Source organism: Anaerococcus marasmi (assembly GCF_900290195.1).
Classification (GTDB): domain Bacteria; phylum Bacillota; class Clostridia; order Tissierellales; family Peptoniphilaceae; genus Anaerococcus; species Anaerococcus marasmi.
Genome location: NZ_OLMF01000004.1, coordinates 504316 through 527455, shown reverse-complemented (window position 1 = coordinate 527455; position 23140 = coordinate 504316). Strand labels below are relative to the sequence as shown.

The following is a 23140-nucleotide window of genomic DNA, read 5'->3' as shown; positions in this document are numbered from 1 at the left end:
CCTATGAAGCTAATTGGCCTCATAGGTTTTTTTAATTGTAATATTTCTCGTAAAATCTGAGTTGAGCTTTCTATCTATTAGAAGGGAGTAGAGCTTGCTTGCTCTTATCATATTTTCATATATAAGAAGATCATCTGTACTTAATTTTATAATATCAGACTTTCTTATTACAATTTGTAAATCTCCCTTTATCTCTTTAAAAACTCTTGTAGCATTTTCGTTAAATGCAAGCACTTTAATGAAATCAAAATCAATTTCATTAAGACATTTATCATTGTTTAGTATATAATTTAGGATGAGTCTGTTAATTCTTGCCTTAGTATTGCGTTTTGATATAGCAAGATCAATGAACTCATCGTAGCTAGGATTATCTTTTAACAAATCTCTAAAATAGTTATCTAAACCCTCTTCATAGCATAAGGAGTCTCTAATCGGAGATTCTTCGATCATTAATTTATATTTAAAAATATCAAAAAGCTTTTCCTTGTTTGCTTGTTTATAATTCTTTTGGAAGTCTTGTAATTTTTGGTATGATGAATAAGGCATAAGATTTTTAATCTCGCCAGATAGATTCCTCCTTATGGATGTAGATGAGGCAAATTTTTCATCTTTTATATCAAGATCCTGGTTATTGGCTCCTATCCTTCTGATCGGAATTGGCTTGATATTTTGGTTAATTTTACTAATAGACCTCATATATTCAAGAGCTAGAATATTGTTAGAGCTAATGAAATCATTTCCTCCTAAGAAACTTTTTAGGGCAAGGTACCTTGCTTCTGTGAATGAATGTTTATTATTTAGATAATGCTTAGTTAATTCTTCTAATTTTCCATTATTATTTATTATTCTATATGAAGTGTCTAAGAATTTTTTACTATCTAAATTCTCTATTCCAAAAGCAAGATAGTCTATCTTTAATTTGTTTAAAAGCTCGATTGATTTGTAGGAGAAAAACTCCGCTGATTGCAAAGATATAAAGTTTGGCATCTCTATAACAAGGTCGAAGCCATTATCTAAGGCAGCGTCAGCTCTCGAATACTTATCAATAAGGCTCGCTTCGCCTCTTTGTACAAAATCGCCACTCATCAGGCTAATAGATACCTCTGCTTCTGTAATTTCCTTTGCCTTGTCTGTTAAATATTTATGTCCATTATGAAATGGATTAAATTCAGAAATAATTGCAAGTTTTTTCATAATATCACCATATTAATTATACATTAAAGAGACTAATAAATAAATTATATAGTTAGCTAAAAAGCTAATAGTTTTAAAAATATTAGTTCATATGGTATAATAATGGAAGAAACATGCGTAGGAGGATATATGATTTCAGCAAATGATTTAAGAAAAGGCGTAACTTTTGTATATGATAATGATGTTTATCAAATAGTGGATTTTCAACATGTTAAACCAGGTAAGGGAGCGGCATTTGTTCGTGCAAAAATTAGATCTGTAATGAATGGTGGGGCTAAGGATGTTACCTTTAACCCAAATGAAAAGTTCGAACAAGCTGTAATTTCAACTAAAGAAATGTCATATTTATACAATGATGGCCAGCTATATTATTTTATGGACCCAGAAACATTTGAGCAAATCGGTATTGAATATGAAGCGGTTAAAGATGCAATTATTTATGTAAAAGAAAATGAGCCTGTTCAAATTAAATTCTATGAAGGTAAACCATTCCAAATTGAAGCACCTAACTTTGTTGAACTTAAGGTAGAAGAAACAGAGCCAGCTATTAAAGGTGATACAGCAACAAACGTAACAAAACCTGCAACAGTTGAGACAGGAGCAGTTATACAAGTCCCAGTTTTCGTAAATGAAGGCGACGTAATCAAAATCGACACAAGAACTGGGGATTACCTATCAAGAGTATAAGGAGCAGATAATGTCAGGAAGTTTCATCAACGGATCAGTCAAGATAGCAGACGAAATTCTTGATCAAATAGCAGTAGCAGCAGCTAGTGATGTGTATGGTGTTTACTGTGAAGATAATCAAGATAAGTCTTTCAAATTCCACAAGAGAAATTCTAAAAGTAAAGTAAGAAAACACGGAGAAAACCTACATTTCACTCTAGATGTTAATTTTGATAGAAATATTAATGTTAGAAAGACAGTTAAGAAAATACAAGAAAATGTCAAAAATATAGTTGAAAATATGACAGGGATTTCCGTAACTAGAGTGGATGTAAATGTCGGTAATTTAGAAATATAATGAATAGGATTGAGCAAAGAGAGTGGGTTTTTAAACTCATCTACCAAGACAGTATTAGTAAAATTGAAGATATAGACAAGGTCTTAGAAGACTTAGACCTTATTGGTGAAGATTTTGTAAAAACGTCTATAGCATCTTTTCTAAACAATTTCTCTAGCATCGATGATAAACTTACTAGTAATCTCGACAATAAACACAAGAGATTATCTAAGGTAGTAAGATCAATTCTATATCTGAGCATCAATGAGATGTATTTTATGGATGTACCTGTATCGGTTTCAATCAACGAGGCAGTAAATCTAGCAAAGAAGTACTCAGATGAAGATGATTATAAGCTAGTAAATTCTATCTTAGGATCAATCGTTAGAAAAGATGGAAAATGAGAAAAGCGCTTAGTGTTAAACAGTTTAATGAATATTTTAAATCTAATATAAAACACGATCCTATATTCCAAAATCTTTATATAAATGGGCAATTATCGAACGTTAGGATCAATAATTCCCATTTATATTTTTCTCTAAAAGAAGATAGGGATATCATAGACTGTGTAATTTATTATTATGAGGATAAGGATATAGATTTTTCTGTGGAAATAGGCAAGGATGTGCTAGTTAAGGGAACAGTTCTTTTTAATAACTTCTCTTCTAGAATTGTTATTTCAGTTAATGAAATAAAAGAGAAAGGACTTTCTCAAAAATATCTTGAATTTCTTCAAATGAAGGAGGAATTTAGGAAAAAAGGATATTTTGATCTAGAAAACAAAAAAGAAATCCCTAAATTACCTCAAAAAATCGGCTTAATTACTTCTGAAGAGGGCGCTGCGATTGTAGATTTTCTATCAGTCATCAATCAAAAGCCAAATGATATACACATATTTGTATCCCCGGTAAAGGTTCAAGGAGAGTCTTCTCCACCTATGGTAAAAAGGGCAATTGAAATATTAGATAAAAAGGATCTTGATTTAATTGTTATCACAAGGGGTGGAGGATCTAGTGAAGATTTATCTTCATTTAACGATAGTTTAGTAATAGATGCAGCATTCCTAGCTAAAACACCGATTATTTCGGCCATAGGGCACAAAATTGATCAGACCCTTTTGGATTTAGTAGCGGATTTAAGCCTACAAACTCCAACAGAAGCAGGATCTTATGTAATTAAGAATTACTCCGATATTTCTAAAGAGATGAAAAACATCGTCACTAAGATGGGTGAAATAACCTTATCTAGAATTAGGGATTATGAATATAGATTGCGTGAGACAGAAAGAATTCTAGATAGGAAGAGTCCTATAAGAGAAATTGATAAGAGAATAAATAGTCTTACTTATCTAAAAAAAGATTTAAATTTAAGATTAAGGTCAAACCTATCATACAATGAGCAAAAACTAAGACTTGTGTCATCAGAACTAAAGAGATTTAAAGATATAATAGAAATTGGAAAGAAGAATATTCATATCAAAGATGATATGGGTAATACAATATTTTCTAAGCATTCTCTTAAAGAATCTGATATTGCTTTTATAGAATTTAGCGATGGAAAAGTAAAGGTGGAAGTAGTTGATTGATAAGTCAATAGAAGAAAATTTCAAAAAAATGGAAGAGCTCTTAGAAGAGTTAGAAAATAGCAAAGATAATCTCGATGAGAGTATTAAGATATATGAAAAAGCTAGTGATATATACATTAAGCTAGAAGAGAGACTTAACGAGTATAAAGCAAAGGTAGAGACGATAACAAGTGATGAATGATACGATTTACGAAAAATACGAAAATAGACTAGCCTATAATAAGAGAATTATTGATGAGGAAATGGACAAGTATTTCTCTGAAGATTCTAAAATTAATGAAGCTATGCTTTATGCAGCTGATTCTGGTAAGAGAATTCGTGCAAGCTTATTCTTAGAAACTAGGAGACTACATACAAATGAAATCAGTAAAAACGATTTACTCTTTGCTTTAGCAATAGAGATGATTCAGGCTTACTCCCTTGTTCATGATGATTTGCCAGCTATGGATGACGATGATTATAGACGTGGAAAGGAAAGTGTTCACAAACATTTTGGCGAGGATTTGGCAATACTTACTGGAGATGCTCTCTTAAGTGAAGCAAGTATGCTTATGATGGATATTTCTATAGATGATCCAGCCTATCTTAAAGCAGCTTCTTATCTAATGAGAAGGGTTGGCAAGGATGGGATGATTACTGGACAAATCTTAGACCTTAGGAGAAGAAAATCTTATGATGAAGACTTCTTAGTTGAAGTATATGATAAGAAAACAGGAGATTTCTTCAAGGGTGCTATTGTAGCAGCTGGTCTTGTTAATGGTTTTGATGATGAAATTATAGCTAAGCTTGAAAGATATTCATATTATTTAGGCTTAGGATTTCAGATTCAGGATGATCTGTTAGAAGAAGACTTCAAAGATGAGATTAATATATTAAACTTAAAGGATCTCGATTCTAGTAAGAAATTTCTAGCTGAAATTAATGGTAAATGTAAAAAAGAAATTGAAGATTTAGAAAATAATGATTTTCTTTTATTTCTAATCGAATTTCTAACGAATAGAAAATATTAGAGGCGATTATGAAAAAGTATACAAGACAAAGATTAATTTTAGATATAATTCAAAATAACGACGTAAAGACTCAAAGTCAATTATCGGAGATGCTAAAAGATCACGGGGTTGATGCAACACAAGCTACTATATCTAGAGATATTAAAGAGCTTAGGATATCCAAAGTTCAAACTGATGATTATGAATACAAATATACAGTTGTTGATACAGTTTATGATACACTCACAGAAAGAATGGAAAAGATTTTCAAGGAATCCGTCTTATCAATAGAAAAAACTTCAGGACTGATTGTAATAAAGACAATTTCCTATTGTGCGACTGTATGCGGAGCCTATATTACAAACGAAAAGCTTGAAAATGTTGGTGGGATTGTTACTGGAATCGATACTATTTTTATTACTCCTACGTCAGAAGATTCGATTGACCTATTAATAGAAGATTTGAGGAGTCTCATAAAATAATGCTTTTAGAGCTATTTATAGATAATTTTGTAATAATCAAAAGAAATCACATATACTTTGAGGAAGGCTTTAACGTCCTTACAGGAGAGACAGGTTCTGGAAAGAGCTTGATTCTACAAGCAATCAATCTTTGCTTAGGAGCAAGGGCAGATAAGGATAGCATTGGAAGATTTGCTGATAAGACTATTATAGAGGCAGTGTTTGAAGTTAACCCTGAGACTAAAGCAATACTTTGCGATATGGATGTATCTTTTGATGATGATAAACTTATAATAACTAGAACTATTGGCAAAAAATCATCAAGCATCAGAGTCAATGGTAGGATTACAAATCTTACAAGTTTAAAAGAAATTTCTCATATTTTGATGGATATATATAGACAAGGCGATAGTAATTCTTTTATGAATAGTACAAATTATCTAGATCTTATAGACAATTTTACTAAGGATAATGAAAGCAAAGTTTTAAGAGAAAGCTTAAATGACTCCTATCAGAGAAAATCAGAAATGTTAGAAAAGTTTGATAAACTGGATTTATCTGAAGAAGAGATTACTAGAGAAAGAGATTTAATTAATTATCAGATAAATGAGATTGAAGAAGTTGATATTTTCAACCTAGATGAGGAAAAATTAGACAGAGAATATCAAAAGCTAAACAATATTTCCTCTATCATGAACTCCTCTAATAAAATCAAAGAGTATCTTGATTCAAGTGAATTTGGCCAAGTATCATTAACTAGTATGATTAACGAGTGCATTTCAGAAATCAATTCCTATACTTCAGTTGATGAAAAGATAGATGATATATATAAAAGTTTGGTAAATATTTCAGAGTTAATAAATGACGTTTATCAAGATATAGATTCCTATGAATCATCACTAGAGCAAGATCCTGAGAGGATGTATGAACTAGATATGATAAATCAAACTCTCTTTAACTTAAAGAGAAAATACGGATCTACTATAGAAGATATTAAACAATACTATGACAAGATAAGCATGAGGATTAAAGAACTCGAAGAAATAGAAGAATTGAGGACTAGCATAGACAAAGATATCTCAAAAATAGATAAGGAATTATCAGACTATGCTTCAAAATTAAGTGAAATTCGTAAAAATAAAAGTAAAATCCTTGAGGCAGAAATAAACAAGGCTATAAAAGAATTGGATATCAAAAATGGTAAGTTCGAGATAGACATTGATAGAAAGAAAAGTCTTGGACCAAATGGATTCGATAATATTGACTTTCTAATCAGTACTAACAAAGGTGATTGTCTAAAACCTCTATCAAAAACTGCTTCAGGTGGAGAGTTATCCAGAATTATGCTTGCCTTCAAGGAAGTATTTTCTGATGCAGATAGTGTAGACACCTTGATATTCGATGAAATAGATACTGGAATAAGTGGCAGAACTGCTCAAGTTGTGGGGGAGAAAATCCTAGATTTATCTAATAAGAGACAAATTATAGCGATAAGCCACTTACCTCAGATTGCATCTCTTGCGAATAACCATATACTTATCAAGAAAGAAGACGTTAAAGATTTCACTATAAGTAAAACAGAAAAGCTATCTAATAATGATCGCGTCTTAGAGATTGCAAGGATGATAAGCGGAGTAGACATCACATCTACAAGCAAAAAATCTGCGGAAGAAATGTTACAAATGGCGGAGGATTTAAGAAATGAATGAAGATAAATTTTATGAAAAGTCTATAAAATCTGATACTATCTATGATGGTAAGATTCTTAAGTTAAGAGTCGATACCGTTGAACTTGAAAACAAAAAGTATTCTAAAAGAGAAATTGTAGATCATCAAAAGGGTGTAGGAATTATAGCTTTTGATGACGAGGGTAAGTTGTGGATGGTCAAACAATACAGAAAAGCTATAGATAAAGTGACACTCGAGATTCCAGCAGGTCTAGTAGAAAGCAATGAACTACCAATAGAGACAGCTAAAAGAGAGCTCCAAGAAGAAATTGGATATTTTCCTGAAAATATCTCTTACTTATTCGACATGCATGCATCACCAGGTTTTACAAATGATAAACTATCGTTTTTTATGGCAAGTGATCTGGTACAATCTGAACTAGAGCAAGATGAAGATGAAAATGTAATGGCGTATTCCTATTCTATCGATGATCTTTACAATATGATAGAAAATGGAGAACTTACAGATGCAAAAAGTATTATAGCTGTTTTATATGCGAAGAAAATCTTAAATGAGCGAGACTAGATTAAATATTGAACTTGCTGCCTTCACAGGTCCTTTTGATTTGCTTTTAAAATTAATTAAAAAAAAGAAAATAGATATTTACGACATAGAGCTTGAAGAGATTACAAATTCCTACCTAGAAGAAATTAATAAACTAGATGAAAATATAGAAAATTTGTCAGAGTTTATATATATAGCATCTATCCTATTGACTATTAAGGCCAATAAATTGTTACCTAAAGATGAAACAGATGACCTAGAAGAGGAATTTCTTTCTTATTTGATCTACTACAAGAAGATCAAATCAGTAGAAGATGAGTTTAAGGACATGGAAGAAGAAGCTAGGAAAATTTACAGTAAGTATCAAGAAGACCTAAGTCAATTTGAAAAATATGAAGAAGTAGAAATAGATAAAGATATTAATATACTGACACAAGAATTTGAAAAATTGATGACAAATTTAAAGAAAAAGTCAGATAAGTCTGTAGTCAAAAGCATAAAGCAAGAAGATGTAAATGATTATGTTGAAAAGATCAAAAAGACTTTAAATTTTACGAAAAAACTGAATTTATCTTATCTAACTGATAGGATTAAAAATAAGGCTGAGTGTATAGCTACATTCTTGGCACTTCTAGAATTAGTAAAACTAAAGGAGATAAGCTTAGAGGCTAAGGGTCTAAATTCTTTTGTAGTTATAAAGAGGTAATATGGGTAAGGAATATCTTAAAGGACTAATAGAAGAAATTTTATATATATGGGCAGAACCAATAGACTTGGAAGACCTTTCCGCAATAATTTACGACTTTAATAAAAAAGATATTCAAAGAGTTTTAGATGAAATGATTGAGGAGAGAAATTCTAGGGAATCAGGCTTAATTATTAGAAAATTCGATAAGTCTTATCAATTCACCACGAGAGAATGCCATGACAGGTATTTTGAAAAAGTAATTAAAAAATCTGAAAAAAAGCTGTCAACTTCAACTTTGGAGACCCTTTCAATTATCGCTTACAAACAACCGATTACTAGAGCCGAGATTGATAAGATAAGGGGAGTAAATTCCCAATCGACCATCGATTCTTTAATGGCTAGGGGACTAATTAAAGAAAATGGAAGGTTGGATAAGATTGGAAAGCCTATTATTTATGTGACAACTACAGATTTTCTTAAATATTTTAATATAACTTCCTTAGAAGAATTGCCAGAAATCAACTTAGATGGAGACGATTATGAGGATTAATAAGTATATAGCTAGATGCGGTTACACTTCAAGGAGAAAAGCCGATGATCTTGTCAAAAATGGGAAGGTTAAAGTTAATGGCAAGCTTACATATGAGCTAGGTCTTGATATAAAAGATTCTGATATTGTGGAAATTGATGGAAAGCTTCTTCAATTAGAAGAAAAAATCTACATCAAACTCTATAAACCAAGAGGCTATATTACCAGTAACTTCGATCCTTATAACAACCGAGATCTTAATGATTTAGTAAAAACTGATCAAAGATTTTTCGCTGCAGGTAGACTAGATAAGGATAGTGAAGGTCTTTTAATTATTACGAATGATGGTGCCTTTACTAACCAGATAATTCATCCTAGCAAGAAGTTAGATAAGACTTACATAGTTAGAGTTACTAGATTACTAAACAAGAAAGATTGTCAAAGATTCGAATCTGGGATTGATATAGGAAATTCAGAAATAACTTCTGATTCTAGGATAGAACTCATTGATAAGGCAAGTAAAACTTACAAAGTTACGATTCATCAAGGATATAAGAGACAGATTAGAAGGATGTTTGCCCAATTTTCAAGTGAGGTGACAATGCTTAAAAGAATCAGCATAGGACCTATTAAACTTGATGGTATGGAGCCTTACGAGAAAAGAAAGTTTGACCAAGATGAGATGGACTTTGTAAGAAAAACAAGGGGATAGAGGTCTATCTCTTTTTTTATGGTAAAATTTATATATGAGAAAGATTGGAATAATAGGTGCAGGGCCAGCGGGAGTCTTTGCAGCTATAAATATAAAAAATGAAAATAATGAAGTCTACTTATTAGACAAAAACAATAATATCGGTGAGAAGTTAAAAATTACAGGTAATGGAAGATGTAATGTAACAAACGCTAAGTACTATGATGAATTTATGGAAAATATCATTAGGAATAGAAATTTCCTTTATTCTTCATTTTCTAGATTTGATAATTTCTCAATGATTGATTTCTTAAATAAGCAAGGTGTAGAAACGATAGTAGAAGAGGATGGGAAGGTATTTCCTAAATCTTCAAAGTCGAGTGAAATTATTCTTTTATTTGAAAGTTTGATTAGAGAAAAACGAATTAAATATCTTCCTAATACTACAGTTGAAAATATAGAAAAGTCAGATTGTTTTGTAGTAAAGACAGCTAGGAAAAATTATAAATTCGATAGCCTCATTATTGCAACCGGAGGTCTAACTTATCCCAAAACAGGGTCGACCGGTGATGGGTATAACTTTGCTCAAAGTTTTGGCCATAAGATAAGCAAAGCAAAAGCATCTCTTATGCCATTATATTTAGAGAATAGATTAGATGTAAAGGCGCTAAGTTTGACCAATAAGAAACTTATCTTAAGGACGAAAGAAAAATCTTATGAGATTATAGGAGATATAATGCTTACTCCAAACTTTATTACAGGACCAGCTGCCCTTAAAATTCAAGCTCTTGCAGCAAGAGATGAGCTAGAGAGCTTGTCAATAGATTTTCTTCCTGACTTAACATATGAAATGTTAGATACAAAACTCGTATCCTTATTTGAAAGGAATAGTAAAAAGAATATATCAAATGTTTTAAATATACTACTAAATGATCAATTGTCATCAATTGTAATTGATAGACTAAAAATTAAAAGAGACATTAAAGCAAGTATAATCACTCGAGAACAAAGAAAAAGAATCTTGGAATTAATAAAAGATTTTGATTTTAAAATTAGGCAAAAAGAAAATTTTAACAATGCTGTAATTACTAGTGGAGGAGTGGATCTAAAAGAAATTAATCCTAAAACAATGGAATCAAAACTAGTTAATGACTTATACTTCATAGGAGAAGTCCTAGATATTGACGCCTTAACAGGAGGTTTTAATTTGCAAATTGCCTTTACTACAGCATATGCAGCAAGTCTAGATATAAAGGAGAAGATATGACATATATAATTGCACTTGATGGACCAAGTGGATCAGGAAAATCAACAATTGCTCAAGAATTGTCAGATAGATTAGGAATAGAGTATTTAAATACAGGCTCCATGTATAGGGCAGTAACCAAATATTTCTTGGACAGAAATATAAAAGAAAGTGACTTGGATAAAATCGTTGAAAATTTGGGAAACATTCAAATTAATTTTAATGAAGGAGCTATTTTCCTAAATGGAGAAGATGTTAGTAAGGAAATAAGAAGCGATTTAGTTACTAAAAATGTATCTTGGGTTTCAGCTAACAAAAATGTTAGGGAGAAACTTGTAGATATGCAAAGACAAATTGCACAAAATACAAGCTTCATCTTGGATGGAAGAGATATAGGTACAGTTGTATTTCCAAATGCTAACTACAAGTTTTTCTTAACAGCAAGCCCAAGGATAAGAGCTTTGAGAAGGTTTGATCAAAATGAATCTGATTTAAGCATAGACGAATTAGAAAAATCTATCATCAAGAGGGATGAATATGATTCTAACAGAGAGACATCTCCTTTAAAAAAGGCGGAAGATGCTCACTTGATCGATAACTCTGATTTAAATATAGAAGAGACTATAGATGCGATTTTAGCTATAATGGATAGAGAAGATGTTATATAATTTTGCAGTAGTACTTTTAAAAATAATCTGTATACCAATCTTTAGGATAAGGGTAAAGGGCCTTGAAAATATGGAAGAAACTGATAAAGTTATCGTATGCGCCAACCATAAATCTTTGTTGGATCCGATATTTTTAGCAATAAGTATGCCTCAAAGGATCTATTTTATGGCGAAAAAAGAACTTTTTGATAAGCCTCTTCTAGGAGGACTACTAAGAGCTCTTGGAGCCTTTCCAGTAGATAGATCTGGGCGTGACTTAAAAGCTTTGAGGGCTTCTGTAACCTTGGTTAATGAGGATAAGATTCTTGGGATTTTTCCTGAGGGAACTAGGGTTAAAGAAGCTAAGAGAGAAAATGTAAAAGATGGTGTGGCATTTATCGCCCTAAAGGCTAAGGCTGATATTATGCCAGTAGAAATAATTTCTACTTACAAGCCATTTAGAAAAAGTGAAATTTTGATAAAAAAACCTATCCCAGTCAAGGAATTCGCCTCTTTCAAAAACAAGGAGGCTATGAAGAAAATGACAGATAAGGTTTATGATAAAATTTATGAGCATCACACGATTGTGGAAAGTGAGAATCAATGGAAATAATTATTGCAAATTATTCAGGATTTTGCGGCGGTGTAAGAAGGTCTGTAAAGCTTGCTGAAGAAACTATAAAAAAAGAAGGTAAGCGCTACTGCGTAGGGCCTTTGATACATAATCCGCAATTAGTCGAGAAATTGGAAAATGAAGGACTAGAAGTTGTTGAGAAGCAAGAAGCTCTAAAGATAAAGGATTCTACAATTCTTATAAGGGCGCACGGAGAAAGTGCTGACTTTAAAGAAAAGCTTTTAGCAAATGGTAACGAAGTAGTAGATACTACTTGTCCAGTTTTAAATAATATATACAAAAAGATTATAGAAAAAGAAAATGATGGATACCAGGTAATTATTGTTGGAGATAAAAGTCATCCTGAAATAATTGCTATGGATTCTTTCCTAAACAATGGTATAATAGTTTCAGATGAGACTGAAGCAAAAAATATAAAATGTAATAACAAGCTCTATGTTGTTAGTCAAACTACAAATAGGCTTGATTATTTTTATGATATTGCTAACAAGTTAAAAGAAAATAATGATAGTGTAGTAATAGAAAACACAATATGTAAAGCAACTGAAAATAGGCAACAAGCAGCCAAATCCTTAGCAAAGGAAGTTGATTGCATGATTGTAGCTGGTGGTTTTAATAGTTCTAATACAAATAAGTTATATCAAGTAGCTAATATGTATTGTAAAAATGTTTTTAGGATTGAAACTGTTAAAGATCTACCTTTGCAAAAGCTCTCTAAATTTAAAAAAGTTGGTATAATCGCAGGTGCCTCTACACCTGATGAGATTATCGAGGAGGTAGTAAGTAGTATGGATGAATTCACAAAAGAAGAATTTATGAACAGTCTAGAGGATAGTTTAAAGAAGATTTACCCAAAGGAAATAGTAAATGGTACAGTTATTGATGTCAAGGATGATGAGGTATTCGTTGATATTCAATTTAGAGCTGACGGAATTATCAAACTAGACGAAATGACAGAAGAAGAAGCAAAAGATCCAAAAAACAGTTTTAATGTAGGTGACGAAATAGATGTATTCGTTATCAAACTAGATGACGGTGAAGGAAATGTTTCACTTTCTACAAGAAGAGTTGAAGGAATGAAGGTATGGAAAGACCTAGCAGAAAAGGCTGAAAACGACGAGTTAGTTCACGGTGTAGTAAGTGGATTCAACAAGGGTGGTCTAACTGTTAATGTTGAAGGAATAAATGGATTTGTTCCAGCAAGCCAAATCGCAACATACTTTGTTAAAAACTTCAAGAAATTCGTTGGAGAAGAGTGGGATTTAAAGATCATCAGCATTGATCAAAGAAAAAATAGACTAGTTCTTTCTAGAAAAGAAGTAGTGGAAGATGAACTTGACGGACTTTGGGAAGAACTTGAAGAAGGAGAAGTTGTAACTGGAAAAGTTGCAAGACTCACAGACTTCGGTGCTTTCGTTGAAGTTAACGGTCTTGACGGACTCCTACACGTATCAGATATTGCTTGGAGCAGGGTTGAACACCCATCAGATGTACTAAACGTTGGTGATGAAATCGAAGTTAAAATCCTAAAATTAAATCAAGAAAAGAATAGAATTTCTCTTGGACGTAAACAACTTCTAGAAAAACCATTTGAAGCATTCGTTAACCAACATGAAGTTGGCGATGTTGTAACAGGTAAGGTTGTTAACTTACTTGACTTTGGTGCTTTTGTTGAAGTAGCAGATGGGGTTGAAGGACTAGTTCACGTTTCAGAAATTTCATGGGAACATGTTGAAAAGCCATCTGATGAACTTAACGTTGGTGATGAAATCGAAGTTAAGATCATAAGCATCGATACAGATGAAGAAAAAGTTGGCCTAAGCATTAAAGCTCTTAAGGAAGCTCCAGAAAGACCAGAAAGAAGAGCTAAGAGAGCTCCAAGAAACAACGATAGACCAAGAAGAAGACCACAAAGAGATAATTCTGCTTCATTTGGTGATGACGATCTAAATAACAATTTAGGTAACCTACTAGAACAAGCATTATCTGAACAAGGTAATGATGGATTACTAGAAGGCGAAGAAGAATAAATCTTAGATAACTAAGAGGAGATGATTAAATCATCTCCTTTTTTGATGATAGGAGTAGTATGCAAGTAAAAGAAAAATACAAAGATTATTTTAAGGGCAAAACATACAATATAACAACATTCGGATGTCAAATGAATGAGCACGACTCTGAAAGAATATCATATATACTTGAAGATTTGGGATATGAAAAGACAGAAGATAGATCAAGTGCAGATTTTATTTTATTTAACACATGTCTAGTAAGAGAAAATGCAGAACTTAAGCTTTACGGCCAAGTTTCTTCCCTTAAGAAGCTAAAAAAAGAACATCCTGAAAAGATTATTGCAGTATCAGGTTGTATGATGCAAACTTCAACTGCTAGAGAAGTTATTATAAAAGATCATAAGGAAGTAGACATTATCTTCGGTACAAAAAATATCAATTCTTTAGCAGATCTTATATTTAGATATCTAGAAACTAATGAGCGAGTTATTGATATATCAACAGATGATGTCAAGGATGATTATGTAAACTATAACACCCTAAATGACTTCCAAGCTTTTGTAAATATCATGACAGGTTGCGATAATTTCTGCTCATATTGTATAGTTCCCGAATCAAGAGGCAGGGAAGAATCAAGAAGGCCTTCTGCAATTCTTGCTGAGGTAGAGCATCTCGTAGAGGAAGGATATAAGGAGATAACCCTTTTAGGACAAAACGTAAACTCCTATGGTAACAAGGCAGATTTCGATATGACTTTTCCAGAATTATTGGATAAAATTAGTCAGATTGAAGGTCTTAGGAGATTGAGATTTACAACAAGCCATCCAAAAGATTTATCAGATGAGCTAATAGAAGTAATCAAAAACAATGACAACATATGCAATTACTTCCACTTACCCCTACAGTCAGGTTCAAGTAAGGTCCTAAAGGATATGAATAGAAAGTACGATCAAGCAAAATATATTGAAAGAGCAAAAAAATTAAGAGAAGAAATTCCAGGAATTGCGATTTCAACAGATATTATTGTTGGTTATCCTACTGAAACAGAAGAGGATTTTCAGGAGACTCTAAAGGTGTGTAGAGAAATAGAATTTGACTCTGCTTTTACCTTTAAATATTCACCTAGACCAAAAACTAGAGCCGCAAAGCTTACCCCTATAGATGATGAAATAGTTCAAGATAGGTTTGATAGACTGCTAGATACAATATATCCTATATTTAATGAGAAAAATAAAGAATATATAGGAAAAACTGTAGAAGTTCTCTTAGAATCAGAAAGTAAGAATAACCCGGATATCCTTACAGGAAGAACTGATACTTTTAAGTTAGTCCATGTTAAGGCTAGCAAAAAATTAATTGGAGAAATTGTTAAGGTGAAAATTACAGAGAATACATCGTTTACAATTTCAGGGGAGCTTGTAGAATAGACAAAAATAGACAAAGTTTAATCGGTTTTATATAAGCTTTGTCTTTATTTGGAAAAGTTTTCTGAAAATTTATATTTATCAATACTTCATAGAGAATATTTTTCATACTTTTAAATAAAAAATACAAGTGATAAAATTGAAATGTATCAAAGAAAGAGGTTGTTATGAGAGATGTGACTGTAAAAGCAAAAGCAAAAATGGGAAAGCTACCCAGTGACGATCTCTATAATAAATTAATTCATGAGAGCAATTTAGAAAGAAAAATAGGATTATTGAAAAGACATTATGATTTTCTAGACGGAGCTATAGGCAAAAAAGAAGTCGAATTAAAATTGTTTAGAAACTTCCATGATGAACTACAAAGTTTAGATTTTTTTCTAGAAGGTATTGAGAGTGAGTTCTTTAAGGAATATTTCAGTATTTATGAGATATATCTTATTCAAGAAGTAATACAATGTATACTCAACAATACTTTGGAGAAAAATATTTTAAATTTAAAACAAAATCCGTTTTCTAAAGATTTAAAAATCAATGTTGACTATTCATTAGAAGAATTTATAGAAGGGCTTAGAGATAGTAAGTATTACAGAACTCTTTTGCCCTTTATAAATGAAAATATGGATAAGGAATCATTGATATTTTTGTCAAGCAATGCTTTGATGAAATTTTATTTTAGAAATCTTCTGAAATTAGCTAAGAAGTTTAAGGCAAAAGAGAAAGTCCTTATTGAAAATTTTGTGGGTGAGTTAATTAACTTATCTAACCTTGAAATGCTTTATAGGCTCAAGAAGTTCTTTAATCTAAATAATAATGAGATATTTAATTATTTGATTGAAGGTGGCAAGGGCTATAATGCCGATAGGCTTAAGATGATATCTAACTTGTCCATGGATGATTTCTTTGAATACCTTGATGGTACTAAGTACAAAAATATTTTTGATAATGCGTGGGATTCACATATTAGGATTATGAAGATGAAGATGAAACTTTCAAGAGATGAAATAATCAAAGAAAGATCTACTATTCTTTATGTTATTTCTGCTATGACGAAAGTCTACACAAATATCGAAAATTTAGTTAGTCTGTTAGAGGTTGATGAGAGCTTTACTCTTTCTGAAAGATATGAACTAGTGATTGTGAGGTAATTATGGCAGTTGAAAAAATGCACCTTGTCAATGTTACTTCTAGATTAAATAATCTCGACGATTTTCTAGAAGATATTATTGAACTAGGCGATATTGAACCGGTTGATGCCTTTAATCAAGTAGCATCAAGAGCTTTCTCAATTAAGGCTAGTAAAGAAAATGTAGAATTGACTGAAGATATATCGACTATATCGAGCTTTGAAAGGCCAAATAAATCTATTATAGATAAGTTGAATTTACTGAAAGACTTGTTTAAAATAGATTCTCAAGGAACTAAAAGAAGCAAACATATTTCTGAAAGTGAAATTGACAGTTTATACGACGACTTGAACGCATTAATTGATAAGAAAAACAGATTAGAAGAAGAAAAAAATATTCTTCAAGAGTATAAGGATAATTTGGAAGTCCTTAACAAATATGGAATAGATATAGCTAAGATCAAAAATCTCAATTATTTTGATCATAGGTTTGGGGAAGTAAGCAAGGATGGTAGATATATACTAAAGAATAACTACGATAACTTGCCTTCATTGATTCTACACCTAGATAATAGTCTTGACGATATGTCTTTAGGCTATCTTGACGAATTAATAGCCCTTGATAAGGAAACAAGTAAACTTAGATCCGACACAGATAAGATTATATCGAATGAAAAAGCTAATACTTTTAATGTAATAAGCGAGTTGGATAAAAAGTATTCCTCATTAACCAAAGATAAAACAGACGAGCTTTACTCAAATATCCTATCTGAGGGCGAATCAAGGAAGAAAGATATAGAAAACGAGTATAAACAAATGAAGGATAATCTCGATAGGATCTATGAAAATCATAGTGAAGACATAGTTTCTGAGATTAGCTCATCTATTTTAGAAGAAGGGACTAAATAATTGGCAAATAAGAATAAAAATAAAAATATTGACAGCAAAGAAAATTATTTGTTAGTTTATCCTAAACAAGTTAAAGAAGATATCAAAAGAGCTGTCAATACAATGGGTTTTATAGATAAAAAGACTCCAGAGTCTTATAATTTAGAAACTGTTGATAAAAAATTAGAAGAAACTAACAAAGAAATTAAAGAACTAGAAGAAAAAATCGAAGCTATCAAAAATCAAAACGAAGATCTTATAGAAGATATTCCGCATACTATTGACTACTATGAAAAAAGTAGCGAGATAAAGGATAAGATGGCAAAAGGGGACAAGTACTTCTACCTTAGTGGCTGGGTTCCTGAATCAAAAGTCGATGACTTCAAAGAGCTTGAAGAAAAATACGACAAAACTAAGGTAAATATAAACAATAGGAGTTATTCCTCGAAACCGCCGACCAAATTAAAGAATAATACTTTGTTTCGTCCTTTCGAATTTTTGGTGAACATGTATGGAGCACCAAATTACAACGAGATTGACCCAACACCATTTTTCGCTATAACATATTTATTACTATACGGAATGATGTTTGGGGACTTAGGACAAGGATTAGTATTTGTTTTGTTAAGCTTCTATGTAGATAAGATAAACAAGACCTTTGGCGGCCTAGTAAGAAGAATCGGAATAAGTTCATCTATATTTGGATTGATGTACGGCTCATTCTTTGGTATAGAGACACTGATTCCTACATTATTGATTAAGCCTTTTGATAATATAATGACTGTACTAATAGCATCAGTTGCATTCGGTGTAGTCTTGATGGTTATATCTTATATAATAGGAATTTTCAATAAAGTCAAAAAACAAAATAATATAGAAGAAGGAATCTTTGGTAAAGAAGGCCTAGCAGGTCTTATGATGATGATATCTTTTATTCTAATTATTCTTAATATAGTAGGAAAAAGCCCACTTCCAATGCCAGTAGCTGTAGTTATGCTTGTATTATCAATAGTGATGATAATATTTAAACAGCCACTAGCAAGAAGGATCGATGGAGAATATCCTTTATACGATAGTTCCAAGGGTGACTATTATGTAGAAAGTTCATTCTCAATTGTAGAAGCTCTATTGTCAGTCTTTTCTAACTTAGTATCTTTTACTAGAGTTGGAGCTTTCGCAATTAACCACGTTGGTTTATATATGGCATTTGAAGTCATGGCAAAACTAGCAGGTGGTGGAATAATTGGAATAATCATTCTAATCTTAGGTAATATTTTAATAATTGGACTTGAAGGTATGATAGTGTTCATTCAAGGACTAAGGCTAGAATTTTACGAGATGTTTAGTAAGTATTATGAAGGAAATGGTCGTAAATTTAGACCAATCACAGAAAAATAAGGAGTTAATATGATTTTTAAAATTGCTTTATTAGCATTAGCAGTTGTCGTAATGACAATTTATTCAGGTTTATATTTGTTAAAAACAAACGAAGATAGTTCAAAGGCAAAGATAAGAAAGGCATTAAAGCTTAACCTATCTACTTTCGTTCCAATTATGGTAATGATGATAGTTCTTCTTTTCCCATCAAGCTCTAAAGCTGCAGAAGCTGGTACTAGTGCAGCAGCAAGTGATGGACTAAAATACATTGGTGCAGCCCTTTCAACAGGTCTTGCAACAATTGGTACAGGATATGCAGTAGGTACTGTTGGTTCAGCAGCACTAGGAGCTATCTCAGAAGATCAATCTATCCTTGGTAGAACAATAATCTTCGTAGGTCTTGCAGAAGGTATTGCTATCTTCGGTGTAATTATCTCAATCTTAATCCTATACGCATAAAATGAAGGCAAAATTAATAAGCAATGATCCAAGCTTAAACCTTATGTTTAGGCTTGGAGGCATAGAAATAGAGCAGGTAGATAGAATCGAAGAAAGTCTTGATAAGTTTAAGGCTTCTGTAAAAGATGATAATCTAGCTGTTCTTATCTTAAGCAGAACAATTTATAATCATATATCTAACGATGTTGATTATTATAGAGAAAATCAGAGTGAGCCTTTAATCGTAGTTATTGATGGTTGATTGGAGGAAATATGCTAGACCTAGAAGCGAAGATTTCATCCTTTAGAAAAATGGTTTGGGATGAAGAAAAAGAAAAAAGTGAAAAAGAATTATATCAGTCAACAGAGGATAATTCAAAATTAGTTTCAGATAAAAAGGCGGAATTAGAAAAGCACTTAGAAGAGAGTGTCAAAGATAGACAGATATTTGCTGAAACTAGAAAGAATGAGAATGTTTCTAAGAAAGAATTTGAATCTAAAAATGATATATTTCTTTATAGACAATCTTTATTAGAAGATTTGACAAAAAGAATCAAAGATAATCTCAAAAATTTTACTAATACTAACGACTATAAAGACAAGTTAAATTCTATGATAGATAATTCTTTAAAGGAGCTTGACCTAAGTAAGGACGAAGTAATAGTAAGCGTTTTGGAAAAAGATAAGAATCTTATAGATTTTCCTAATGTAGAAGTCTTAGACAATGAATACATTGGTGGTTTTATAATTTCAAATCTTGATAAAGATTTTAGATATAATTATACTTATTTGAATAAACTTAAAGATAAGAAATATGAAGTTGGTAAGAAACTAAATCAACTTCTTGAAAGTGAGAGTTTTAATGAATCCAAAAATTAAAACAATAAACGGTCCTGTTGTAATTGCACAAGATGCAAAAATCTTAACAGTTCGTGAGATGGTTTCAGTTGGTAAGCTAAAACTTATAGGTGAAGTAATTTCACTAGAGGGAGATCTTGCGACAATTCAGGTTTACGAAGATACGTCAGGACTTAAAGTTAATGAAGAAATAATCCCAACAGGCAGACCTCTTTCTGTAAGACTTGGTCCAGGAATGCTTGGGAACATGTTTGATGGTATCCAAAGACCCTTAAAGAGTATTATGGACAAAAACGGTGCCTTTATCCCTTCAGGTATAGGTTTTGAAAACTTGGACACTGAGAAAAAATGGGATGTCAAACTTAGGGTTAAAGTCGGAGATAAAGTTAAAAGGGGCGATATCTACGCTACTATAAAAGAAACTGAAACAATTGAGCATAGACTTATGACTCAAGTTAGTGGTGAGGTTATAGAAGTTGTTGAAGACGGCGCCTATACACTTGAGGATACAGTTGTTAAGATTAAGACAGAAAAAGGTGTAGTGGAGGAGAAACTCTACCAATATTGGCCAGTTAGAAATCAAAGACCAGTTATGGCCAATATGCCAATAGAGAAGCTATTTGAGACAGGACAAAGAGTCCTAGATGTCTTCTTCCCTCTTGCTAAGGGTGGTACAGTTGCCATCCCTGGGGGATTTGGTACAGGTAAGACTATGCTTCAACACCAACTTGCTCAATATTCTGACGTAGATATAATAATCTACATTGGATGTGGCGAGCGTGGAAATGAGATGACCCAGGTTCTTGAGGAGTTCCCTGATCTTATAGATCCAAACACAGGTAAGGGACTAATGGAAAGAACTATATTAATTGCCAATACTTCAAACATGCCAGTAGCAGCAAGGGAAGCTTCTATTTATACTGGTATAACTATGGCTGAATACTTTAGAGACATGGGTTACGATGTAGCCCTTATGGCAGACTCATCATCCAGATGGGCAGAAGCCTTACGTGAAATATCTGGAAGACTTGAAGAGATTCCAGCCGAGGAAGGCTATCCTGCATATCTTGGATCAAGACTTTCACAATTTTATGAAAGAGCGGGATATTTCAAAAACTTAAACGGAAGCGAAGGTTCTGTTACTCTTATCGGGGCCGTATCTCCTTCAGGAGGCGACTTCTCAGAGCCTGTAACAGAAAATACTAGAAGATGTGTAAATGTATTTTTAGGGCTTGATAGAAAGCTTGCTTATTCAAGACACTATCCAGCTATAAACTGGCTTTCTTCTTATTCTAACTATATTGAAAAAATAAGAGCCTACTATGAGGAAAGACTTGGTAAGGACATAATTGCTATAAGAAATGAATTGATGAATGTCCTCCTTGAAGAAGACGAAGTTAGATCTATCATGATGCTAGTGGGTGAAGATGCACTTTCTAATAGTCAAAAGAACATATTAGATGTTTCAGGTCTTATAAGAAATGGCTTCTTACAACAAAATGCTTACAATGACATAGATAAGTATGTCCCACTTGAAAAACAAGTCAAGATGCTCGACATTATTTATAATTATTACCAAAAGAGTAAGGCAGCTATTTCTTCTGGCTTAAGTCATGCGGAAATATATGATTCAAATCTTATTAATGAGATTACTCAAATGAAATATAATATTAAAAATGACGAGTTGGATAAGTTTATTGATCTTAATTCAAAGATCAACAATCATTTTGTAACTGTGAAGGAAGGTTTATAGATGAGAAAAGAATATACTAAGATTAGAAAAATTGAATCATCTATGATTGAAATAGAAAAAGTTACAGATGTAGCCTACAAGGCAGTAGTATCTGTTCACGCTTTAGGGATGGACTTTGTAGGTCAAGTTGTAAAAATCGATGAAGATACTGTAACTATTGAAGTTTTTGGTAATACAGAAGAGTTCTCCTTAAATGACATAGTAGTAAGCTTTCATGAAAAGCCTTTAGAGATTCCTCTCGATGAATCAATACTTGGTAGAAGCTTTAACGGGATAGGAGAACCTATAGATAATGGTGGAGATATCTACTCTGATGATAAATATTCAGTGGAAGGACTTCCACTAAATCCTGTAGCACGTGAGTACCCAAGAGACTTCATCCAAACAGGAATCTCTTCTATTGATACACTAACAACCCTTATCCGTGGACAAAAGCTACCTATATTTTCTGGATCTGGTCTTTCACACAACGAGATTGCAGCACAGATTGTAAGACAAGCTAAGCTTAAGACAGATGAGAACTTTTGCTTTGTTTTTGCCGCTATGGGGATTAAGAAAGACGAAGCAATGTTTTTTGAAGATGCCTTCAATAAGGCAGGTGTTCGTGATAAGGTTGTAATGTATCAAAACCTTGCAGACTCTCCAATAATGGAAAGACTTGTTGCTCCAAAATGTGCCCTAACAGCAGCTGAATATCTAGCTTACAAGAAGGGCTATCACGTATTAGTAATAGTTACAGATATGACATCTTATTCAGAAGCCCTACGTGAAGTTTCATCTATAAGAGGAGAGGTTCCTTCAAGGAAGGGCTATCCTGGATATCTTTACTCAGACCTTGCTTCTTTATATGAGAGAGCAGGCATGATTGAGGGAGTTAAGGGATCTGTAACTCTTATTCCAATACTTACCATGCCTAATGATGATATCACCCACCCTGTTGCAGACCTTACAGGCTATATTACAGAGGGGCAAATTGTAATCGATAGATCTCTTTCTAATAAGGGAATCTATCCTCCAATAAATGTACTTCCTTCCTTATCAAGGCTTATGAAGGACGGTATAGGTGAAGGTTATACAAGGGCTGACCACGAAGACCTAATGAACCAACTTTATGAATCATATTCTAAAGTCCAAGATGTTAGAAATATTTCTCAAATTGTTGGTGAAGATGATTTGTCCGATGTTGATAAGAAATATTTGCGTTTCGGAGATGAATTTGAAAGAAGATTCTTAGCCCAAGATAAGGATGAGAATAGAGAACTCGATGAATCTCTAGATTTAGGTTGGGAAATTCTTAAAATCCTTCCAAGAAATGAGCTTCACAGAGTTTCTAAAGAGAATCTAGATAAGTTTATAGGTGAATAG

26 protein-coding genes are annotated in these 23140 nt (G+C 32.4%); 25 read left to right on the top strand and 1 reads right to left on the bottom strand.

All coding sequences use genetic code 11. The annotated features are described in order from the left end of the window. Positions 1 to 9 precede the first annotated feature (9 nt). Positions 10 to 1194 (bottom strand): tRNA(Met) cytidine acetate ligase, encoded by a 1185-nt coding sequence (locus C7D97_RS02905; protein ID WP_105300632.1) that lies wholly within the window; start codon positions 1192 to 1194, stop codon positions 10 to 12. A 129-nt stretch (positions 1195 to 1323) separates the two neighbouring features. Here C7D97_RS02905 and efp point away from each other — a divergent pair, with 129 nt between their 5' ends. The 25 genes from efp to C7D97_RS02780 all read left to right on the top strand — a co-directional run bounded on the left by efp (position 1324) and on the right by C7D97_RS02780 (position 23140). Beyond that, a complete protein-coding gene (gene efp / locus C7D97_RS02900; RefSeq protein ID WP_015777965.1) occupies positions 1324 to 1881 on the top strand; it encodes an elongation factor P in 558 nt (185 codons plus the stop codon). A gap of 10 nt (positions 1882 to 1891) precedes the next feature. Then, positions 1892 to 2218: an Asp23/Gls24 family envelope stress response protein gene (locus C7D97_RS02895; RefSeq protein ID WP_105300631.1), complete on the top strand. Its 327-nt coding sequence runs from the start codon at positions 1892 to 1894 to the stop codon at positions 2216 to 2218. Then, positions 2218 to 2601: a transcription antitermination factor NusB gene (locus tag C7D97_RS02890; protein WP_105300630.1), complete on the top strand. Its 384-nt coding sequence runs from the start codon at positions 2218 to 2220 to the stop codon at positions 2599 to 2601. The genes C7D97_RS02895 and C7D97_RS02890 overlap by 1 nt, the downstream gene beginning before the upstream one ends. Beyond that, positions 2598 to 3782 (top strand): exodeoxyribonuclease VII large subunit, encoded by a 1185-nt coding sequence (xseA, locus tag C7D97_RS02885; RefSeq protein ID WP_105300629.1) that lies wholly within the window; start codon positions 2598 to 2600, stop codon positions 3780 to 3782. Before C7D97_RS02890 ends, xseA begins: the two co-directional genes overlap by 4 nt. Continuing rightward, positions 3775 to 3963, top strand: a complete 189-nt coding sequence (gene xseB, locus C7D97_RS02880) for an exodeoxyribonuclease VII small subunit (protein WP_105300628.1) — start codon at positions 3775 to 3777, stop codon at positions 3961 to 3963. Before xseA ends, xseB begins: the two co-directional genes overlap by 8 nt. Continuing rightward, the gene (locus C7D97_RS02875) at positions 3956 to 4792 is read left to right on the top strand and encodes a polyprenyl synthetase family protein (protein WP_105300627.1); all 837 of its coding nucleotides are present in this window, start codon (positions 3956 to 3958) and stop codon (positions 4790 to 4792) included. Before xseB ends, C7D97_RS02875 begins: the two co-directional genes overlap by 8 nt. 8 nt (positions 4793 to 4800) lie before the next feature. Then, positions 4801 to 5253 carry an arginine repressor gene (locus C7D97_RS02870; protein ID WP_105300626.1) on the top strand — a complete coding sequence of 151 codons (453 nt, stop codon included), beginning with the start codon at positions 4801 to 4803 and terminating at the stop codon, positions 5251 to 5253. Continuing rightward, entirely contained in the window at positions 5253 to 6941 is a 1689-nt protein-coding gene (gene recN / locus C7D97_RS02865) for a DNA repair protein RecN (RefSeq protein ID WP_105300625.1), read from the top strand. Before C7D97_RS02870 ends, recN begins: the two co-directional genes overlap by 1 nt. After that, positions 6934 to 7485, top strand: a complete 552-nt coding sequence (locus C7D97_RS02860) for an NUDIX hydrolase (RefSeq protein WP_105300624.1) — start codon at positions 6934 to 6936, stop codon at positions 7483 to 7485. Before recN ends, C7D97_RS02860 begins: the two co-directional genes overlap by 8 nt. Then, entirely contained in the window at positions 7472 to 8170 is a 699-nt protein-coding gene (locus C7D97_RS02855) for a segregation and condensation protein A (RefSeq protein ID WP_105300623.1), read from the top strand. Before C7D97_RS02860 ends, C7D97_RS02855 begins: the two co-directional genes overlap by 14 nt. Position 8171: 1 nt before the next feature. Next, positions 8172 to 8702, top strand: coding sequence for an SMC-Scp complex subunit ScpB (scpB, locus tag C7D97_RS02850; protein ID WP_105300622.1), 531 nt, complete (start codon positions 8172 to 8174; stop codon positions 8700 to 8702). Next, positions 8692 to 9393: a pseudouridine synthase gene (locus C7D97_RS02845; protein ID WP_105300621.1), complete on the top strand. Its 702-nt coding sequence runs from the start codon at positions 8692 to 8694 to the stop codon at positions 9391 to 9393. Before scpB ends, C7D97_RS02845 begins: the two co-directional genes overlap by 11 nt. Before the next feature lie 34 nt (positions 9394 to 9427). After that, entirely contained in the window at positions 9428 to 10639 is a 1212-nt protein-coding gene (locus tag C7D97_RS02840) for a BaiN/RdsA family NAD(P)/FAD-dependent oxidoreductase (protein WP_105300620.1), read from the top strand. After that, on the top strand, positions 10636 to 11286 hold the full coding sequence (gene cmk, locus C7D97_RS02835; RefSeq protein WP_105300619.1) for a (d)CMP kinase: 651 nt from the start codon (positions 10636 to 10638) through the stop codon (positions 11284 to 11286). Before C7D97_RS02840 ends, cmk begins: the two co-directional genes overlap by 4 nt. Beyond that, positions 11276 to 11878, top strand: coding sequence for a lysophospholipid acyltransferase family protein (locus C7D97_RS02830; protein WP_105300618.1), 603 nt, complete (start codon positions 11276 to 11278; stop codon positions 11876 to 11878). The genes cmk and C7D97_RS02830 overlap by 11 nt, the downstream gene beginning before the upstream one ends. Continuing rightward, a complete protein-coding gene (locus tag C7D97_RS02825) occupies positions 11869 to 13929 on the top strand; it encodes a bifunctional 4-hydroxy-3-methylbut-2-enyl diphosphate reductase/30S ribosomal protein S1 (RefSeq protein ID WP_105300617.1) in 2061 nt (686 codons plus the stop codon). The genes C7D97_RS02830 and C7D97_RS02825 overlap by 10 nt, the downstream gene beginning before the upstream one ends. Before the next feature lie 59 nt (positions 13930 to 13988). Beyond that, a complete protein-coding gene (gene miaB, locus C7D97_RS02820; protein WP_105300616.1) occupies positions 13989 to 15338 on the top strand; it encodes a tRNA (N6-isopentenyl adenosine(37)-C2)-methylthiotransferase MiaB in 1350 nt (449 codons plus the stop codon). Between the two features lie 164 nt (positions 15339 to 15502). Further along, entirely contained in the window at positions 15503 to 16483 is a 981-nt protein-coding gene (locus C7D97_RS02815) for a V0D/AC39 family V-type ATPase subunit (protein ID WP_105300615.1), read from the top strand. 2 nt (positions 16484 to 16485) lie between these two features. Continuing rightward, entirely contained in the window at positions 16486 to 17370 is an 885-nt protein-coding gene (locus C7D97_RS02810; RefSeq protein WP_105300614.1) for a V-type ATP synthase subunit I domain-containing protein, read from the top strand. Continuing rightward, the gene (locus C7D97_RS02805) at positions 17371 to 18747 is read left to right on the top strand and encodes a V-type ATP synthase subunit I (protein ID WP_105300613.1); all 1377 of its coding nucleotides are present in this window, start codon (positions 17371 to 17373) and stop codon (positions 18745 to 18747) included. A 9-nt stretch (positions 18748 to 18756) separates the two neighbouring features. Further along, positions 18757 to 19185 carry an ATP synthase subunit C gene (locus tag C7D97_RS02800; protein WP_015777945.1) on the top strand — a complete coding sequence of 143 codons (429 nt, stop codon included), beginning with the start codon at positions 18757 to 18759 and terminating at the stop codon, positions 19183 to 19185. A 1-nt stretch (position 19186) separates the two neighbouring features. Further along, positions 19187 to 19426, top strand: a complete 240-nt coding sequence (locus C7D97_RS02795) for a V-type ATP synthase subunit F (protein ID WP_105300612.1) — start codon at positions 19187 to 19189, stop codon at positions 19424 to 19426. Between the two features lie 11 nt (positions 19427 to 19437). After that, the gene (locus C7D97_RS02790; protein ID WP_105300611.1) at positions 19438 to 20043 is read left to right on the top strand and encodes a V-type ATP synthase subunit E; all 606 of its coding nucleotides are present in this window, start codon (positions 19438 to 19440) and stop codon (positions 20041 to 20043) included. Then, on the top strand, positions 20027 to 21775 hold the full coding sequence (locus tag C7D97_RS02785) for a V-type ATP synthase subunit A (RefSeq protein ID WP_105300610.1): 1749 nt from the start codon (positions 20027 to 20029) through the stop codon (positions 21773 to 21775). The genes C7D97_RS02790 and C7D97_RS02785 overlap by 17 nt, the downstream gene beginning before the upstream one ends. After that, positions 21776 to 23140, top strand: a complete 1365-nt coding sequence (locus C7D97_RS02780; protein WP_105300609.1) for a V-type ATP synthase subunit B — start codon at positions 21776 to 21778, stop codon at positions 23138 to 23140.

Excerpts from the sequence above, each read along its gene's own strand:
- C7D97_RS02905 (WP_105300632.1), bottom strand. The coding sequence starts at position 1,194 with ATGAAAAAACTTGCAATTATTTCTGAATTTAATCCATTTCATAATGGA.
- efp (WP_015777965.1), top strand. The coding sequence starts at position 1,324 with ATGATTTCAGCAAATGATTTAAGAAAAGGCGTAACTTTTGTATATGAT.
- C7D97_RS02895 (WP_105300631.1), top strand. The coding sequence starts at position 1,892 with ATGTCAGGAAGTTTCATCAACGGATCAGTCAAGATAGCAGACGAAATT.
- C7D97_RS02890 (WP_105300630.1), top strand. The coding sequence starts at position 2,218 with ATGAATAGGATTGAGCAAAGAGAGTGGGTTTTTAAACTCATCTACCAA.
- xseA (WP_105300629.1), top strand. The coding sequence starts at position 2,598 with ATGAGAAAAGCGCTTAGTGTTAAACAGTTTAATGAATATTTTAAATCT.
- C7D97_RS02875 (WP_105300627.1), top strand. The coding sequence starts at position 3,956 with ATGAATGATACGATTTACGAAAAATACGAAAATAGACTAGCCTATAAT.
- C7D97_RS02870 (WP_105300626.1), top strand. The coding sequence starts at position 4,801 with ATGAAAAAGTATACAAGACAAAGATTAATTTTAGATATAATTCAAAAT.
- recN (WP_105300625.1), top strand. The coding sequence starts at position 5,253 with ATGCTTTTAGAGCTATTTATAGATAATTTTGTAATAATCAAAAGAAAT.
- C7D97_RS02860 (WP_105300624.1), top strand. The coding sequence starts at position 6,934 with ATGAATGAAGATAAATTTTATGAAAAGTCTATAAAATCTGATACTATC.
- C7D97_RS02855 (WP_105300623.1), top strand. The coding sequence starts at position 7,472 with ATGAGCGAGACTAGATTAAATATTGAACTTGCTGCCTTCACAGGTCCT.
- scpB (WP_105300622.1), top strand. The coding sequence starts at position 8,172 with ATGGGTAAGGAATATCTTAAAGGACTAATAGAAGAAATTTTATATATA.
- C7D97_RS02845 (WP_105300621.1), top strand. The coding sequence starts at position 8,692 with ATGAGGATTAATAAGTATATAGCTAGATGCGGTTACACTTCAAGGAGA.
- C7D97_RS02840 (WP_105300620.1), top strand. The coding sequence starts at position 9,428 with ATGAGAAAGATTGGAATAATAGGTGCAGGGCCAGCGGGAGTCTTTGCA.
- cmk (WP_105300619.1), top strand. The coding sequence starts at position 10,636 with ATGACATATATAATTGCACTTGATGGACCAAGTGGATCAGGAAAATCA.
- C7D97_RS02830 (WP_105300618.1), top strand. The coding sequence starts at position 11,276 with ATGTTATATAATTTTGCAGTAGTACTTTTAAAAATAATCTGTATACCA.
- C7D97_RS02825 (WP_105300617.1), top strand. The coding sequence starts at position 11,869 with ATGGAAATAATTATTGCAAATTATTCAGGATTTTGCGGCGGTGTAAGA.
- miaB (WP_105300616.1), top strand. The coding sequence starts at position 13,989 with ATGCAAGTAAAAGAAAAATACAAAGATTATTTTAAGGGCAAAACATAC.
- C7D97_RS02815 (WP_105300615.1), top strand. The coding sequence starts at position 15,503 with ATGAGAGATGTGACTGTAAAAGCAAAAGCAAAAATGGGAAAGCTACCC.
- C7D97_RS02810 (WP_105300614.1), top strand. The coding sequence starts at position 16,486 with ATGGCAGTTGAAAAAATGCACCTTGTCAATGTTACTTCTAGATTAAAT.
- C7D97_RS02800 (WP_015777945.1), top strand. The coding sequence starts at position 18,757 with ATGATTTTTAAAATTGCTTTATTAGCATTAGCAGTTGTCGTAATGACA.
- C7D97_RS02795 (WP_105300612.1), top strand. The coding sequence starts at position 19,187 with ATGAAGGCAAAATTAATAAGCAATGATCCAAGCTTAAACCTTATGTTT.
- C7D97_RS02790 (WP_105300611.1), top strand. The coding sequence starts at position 19,438 with ATGCTAGACCTAGAAGCGAAGATTTCATCCTTTAGAAAAATGGTTTGG.
- C7D97_RS02785 (WP_105300610.1), top strand. The coding sequence starts at position 20,027 with ATGAATCCAAAAATTAAAACAATAAACGGTCCTGTTGTAATTGCACAA.
- C7D97_RS02780 (WP_105300609.1), top strand. The coding sequence starts at position 21,776 with ATGAGAAAAGAATATACTAAGATTAGAAAAATTGAATCATCTATGATT.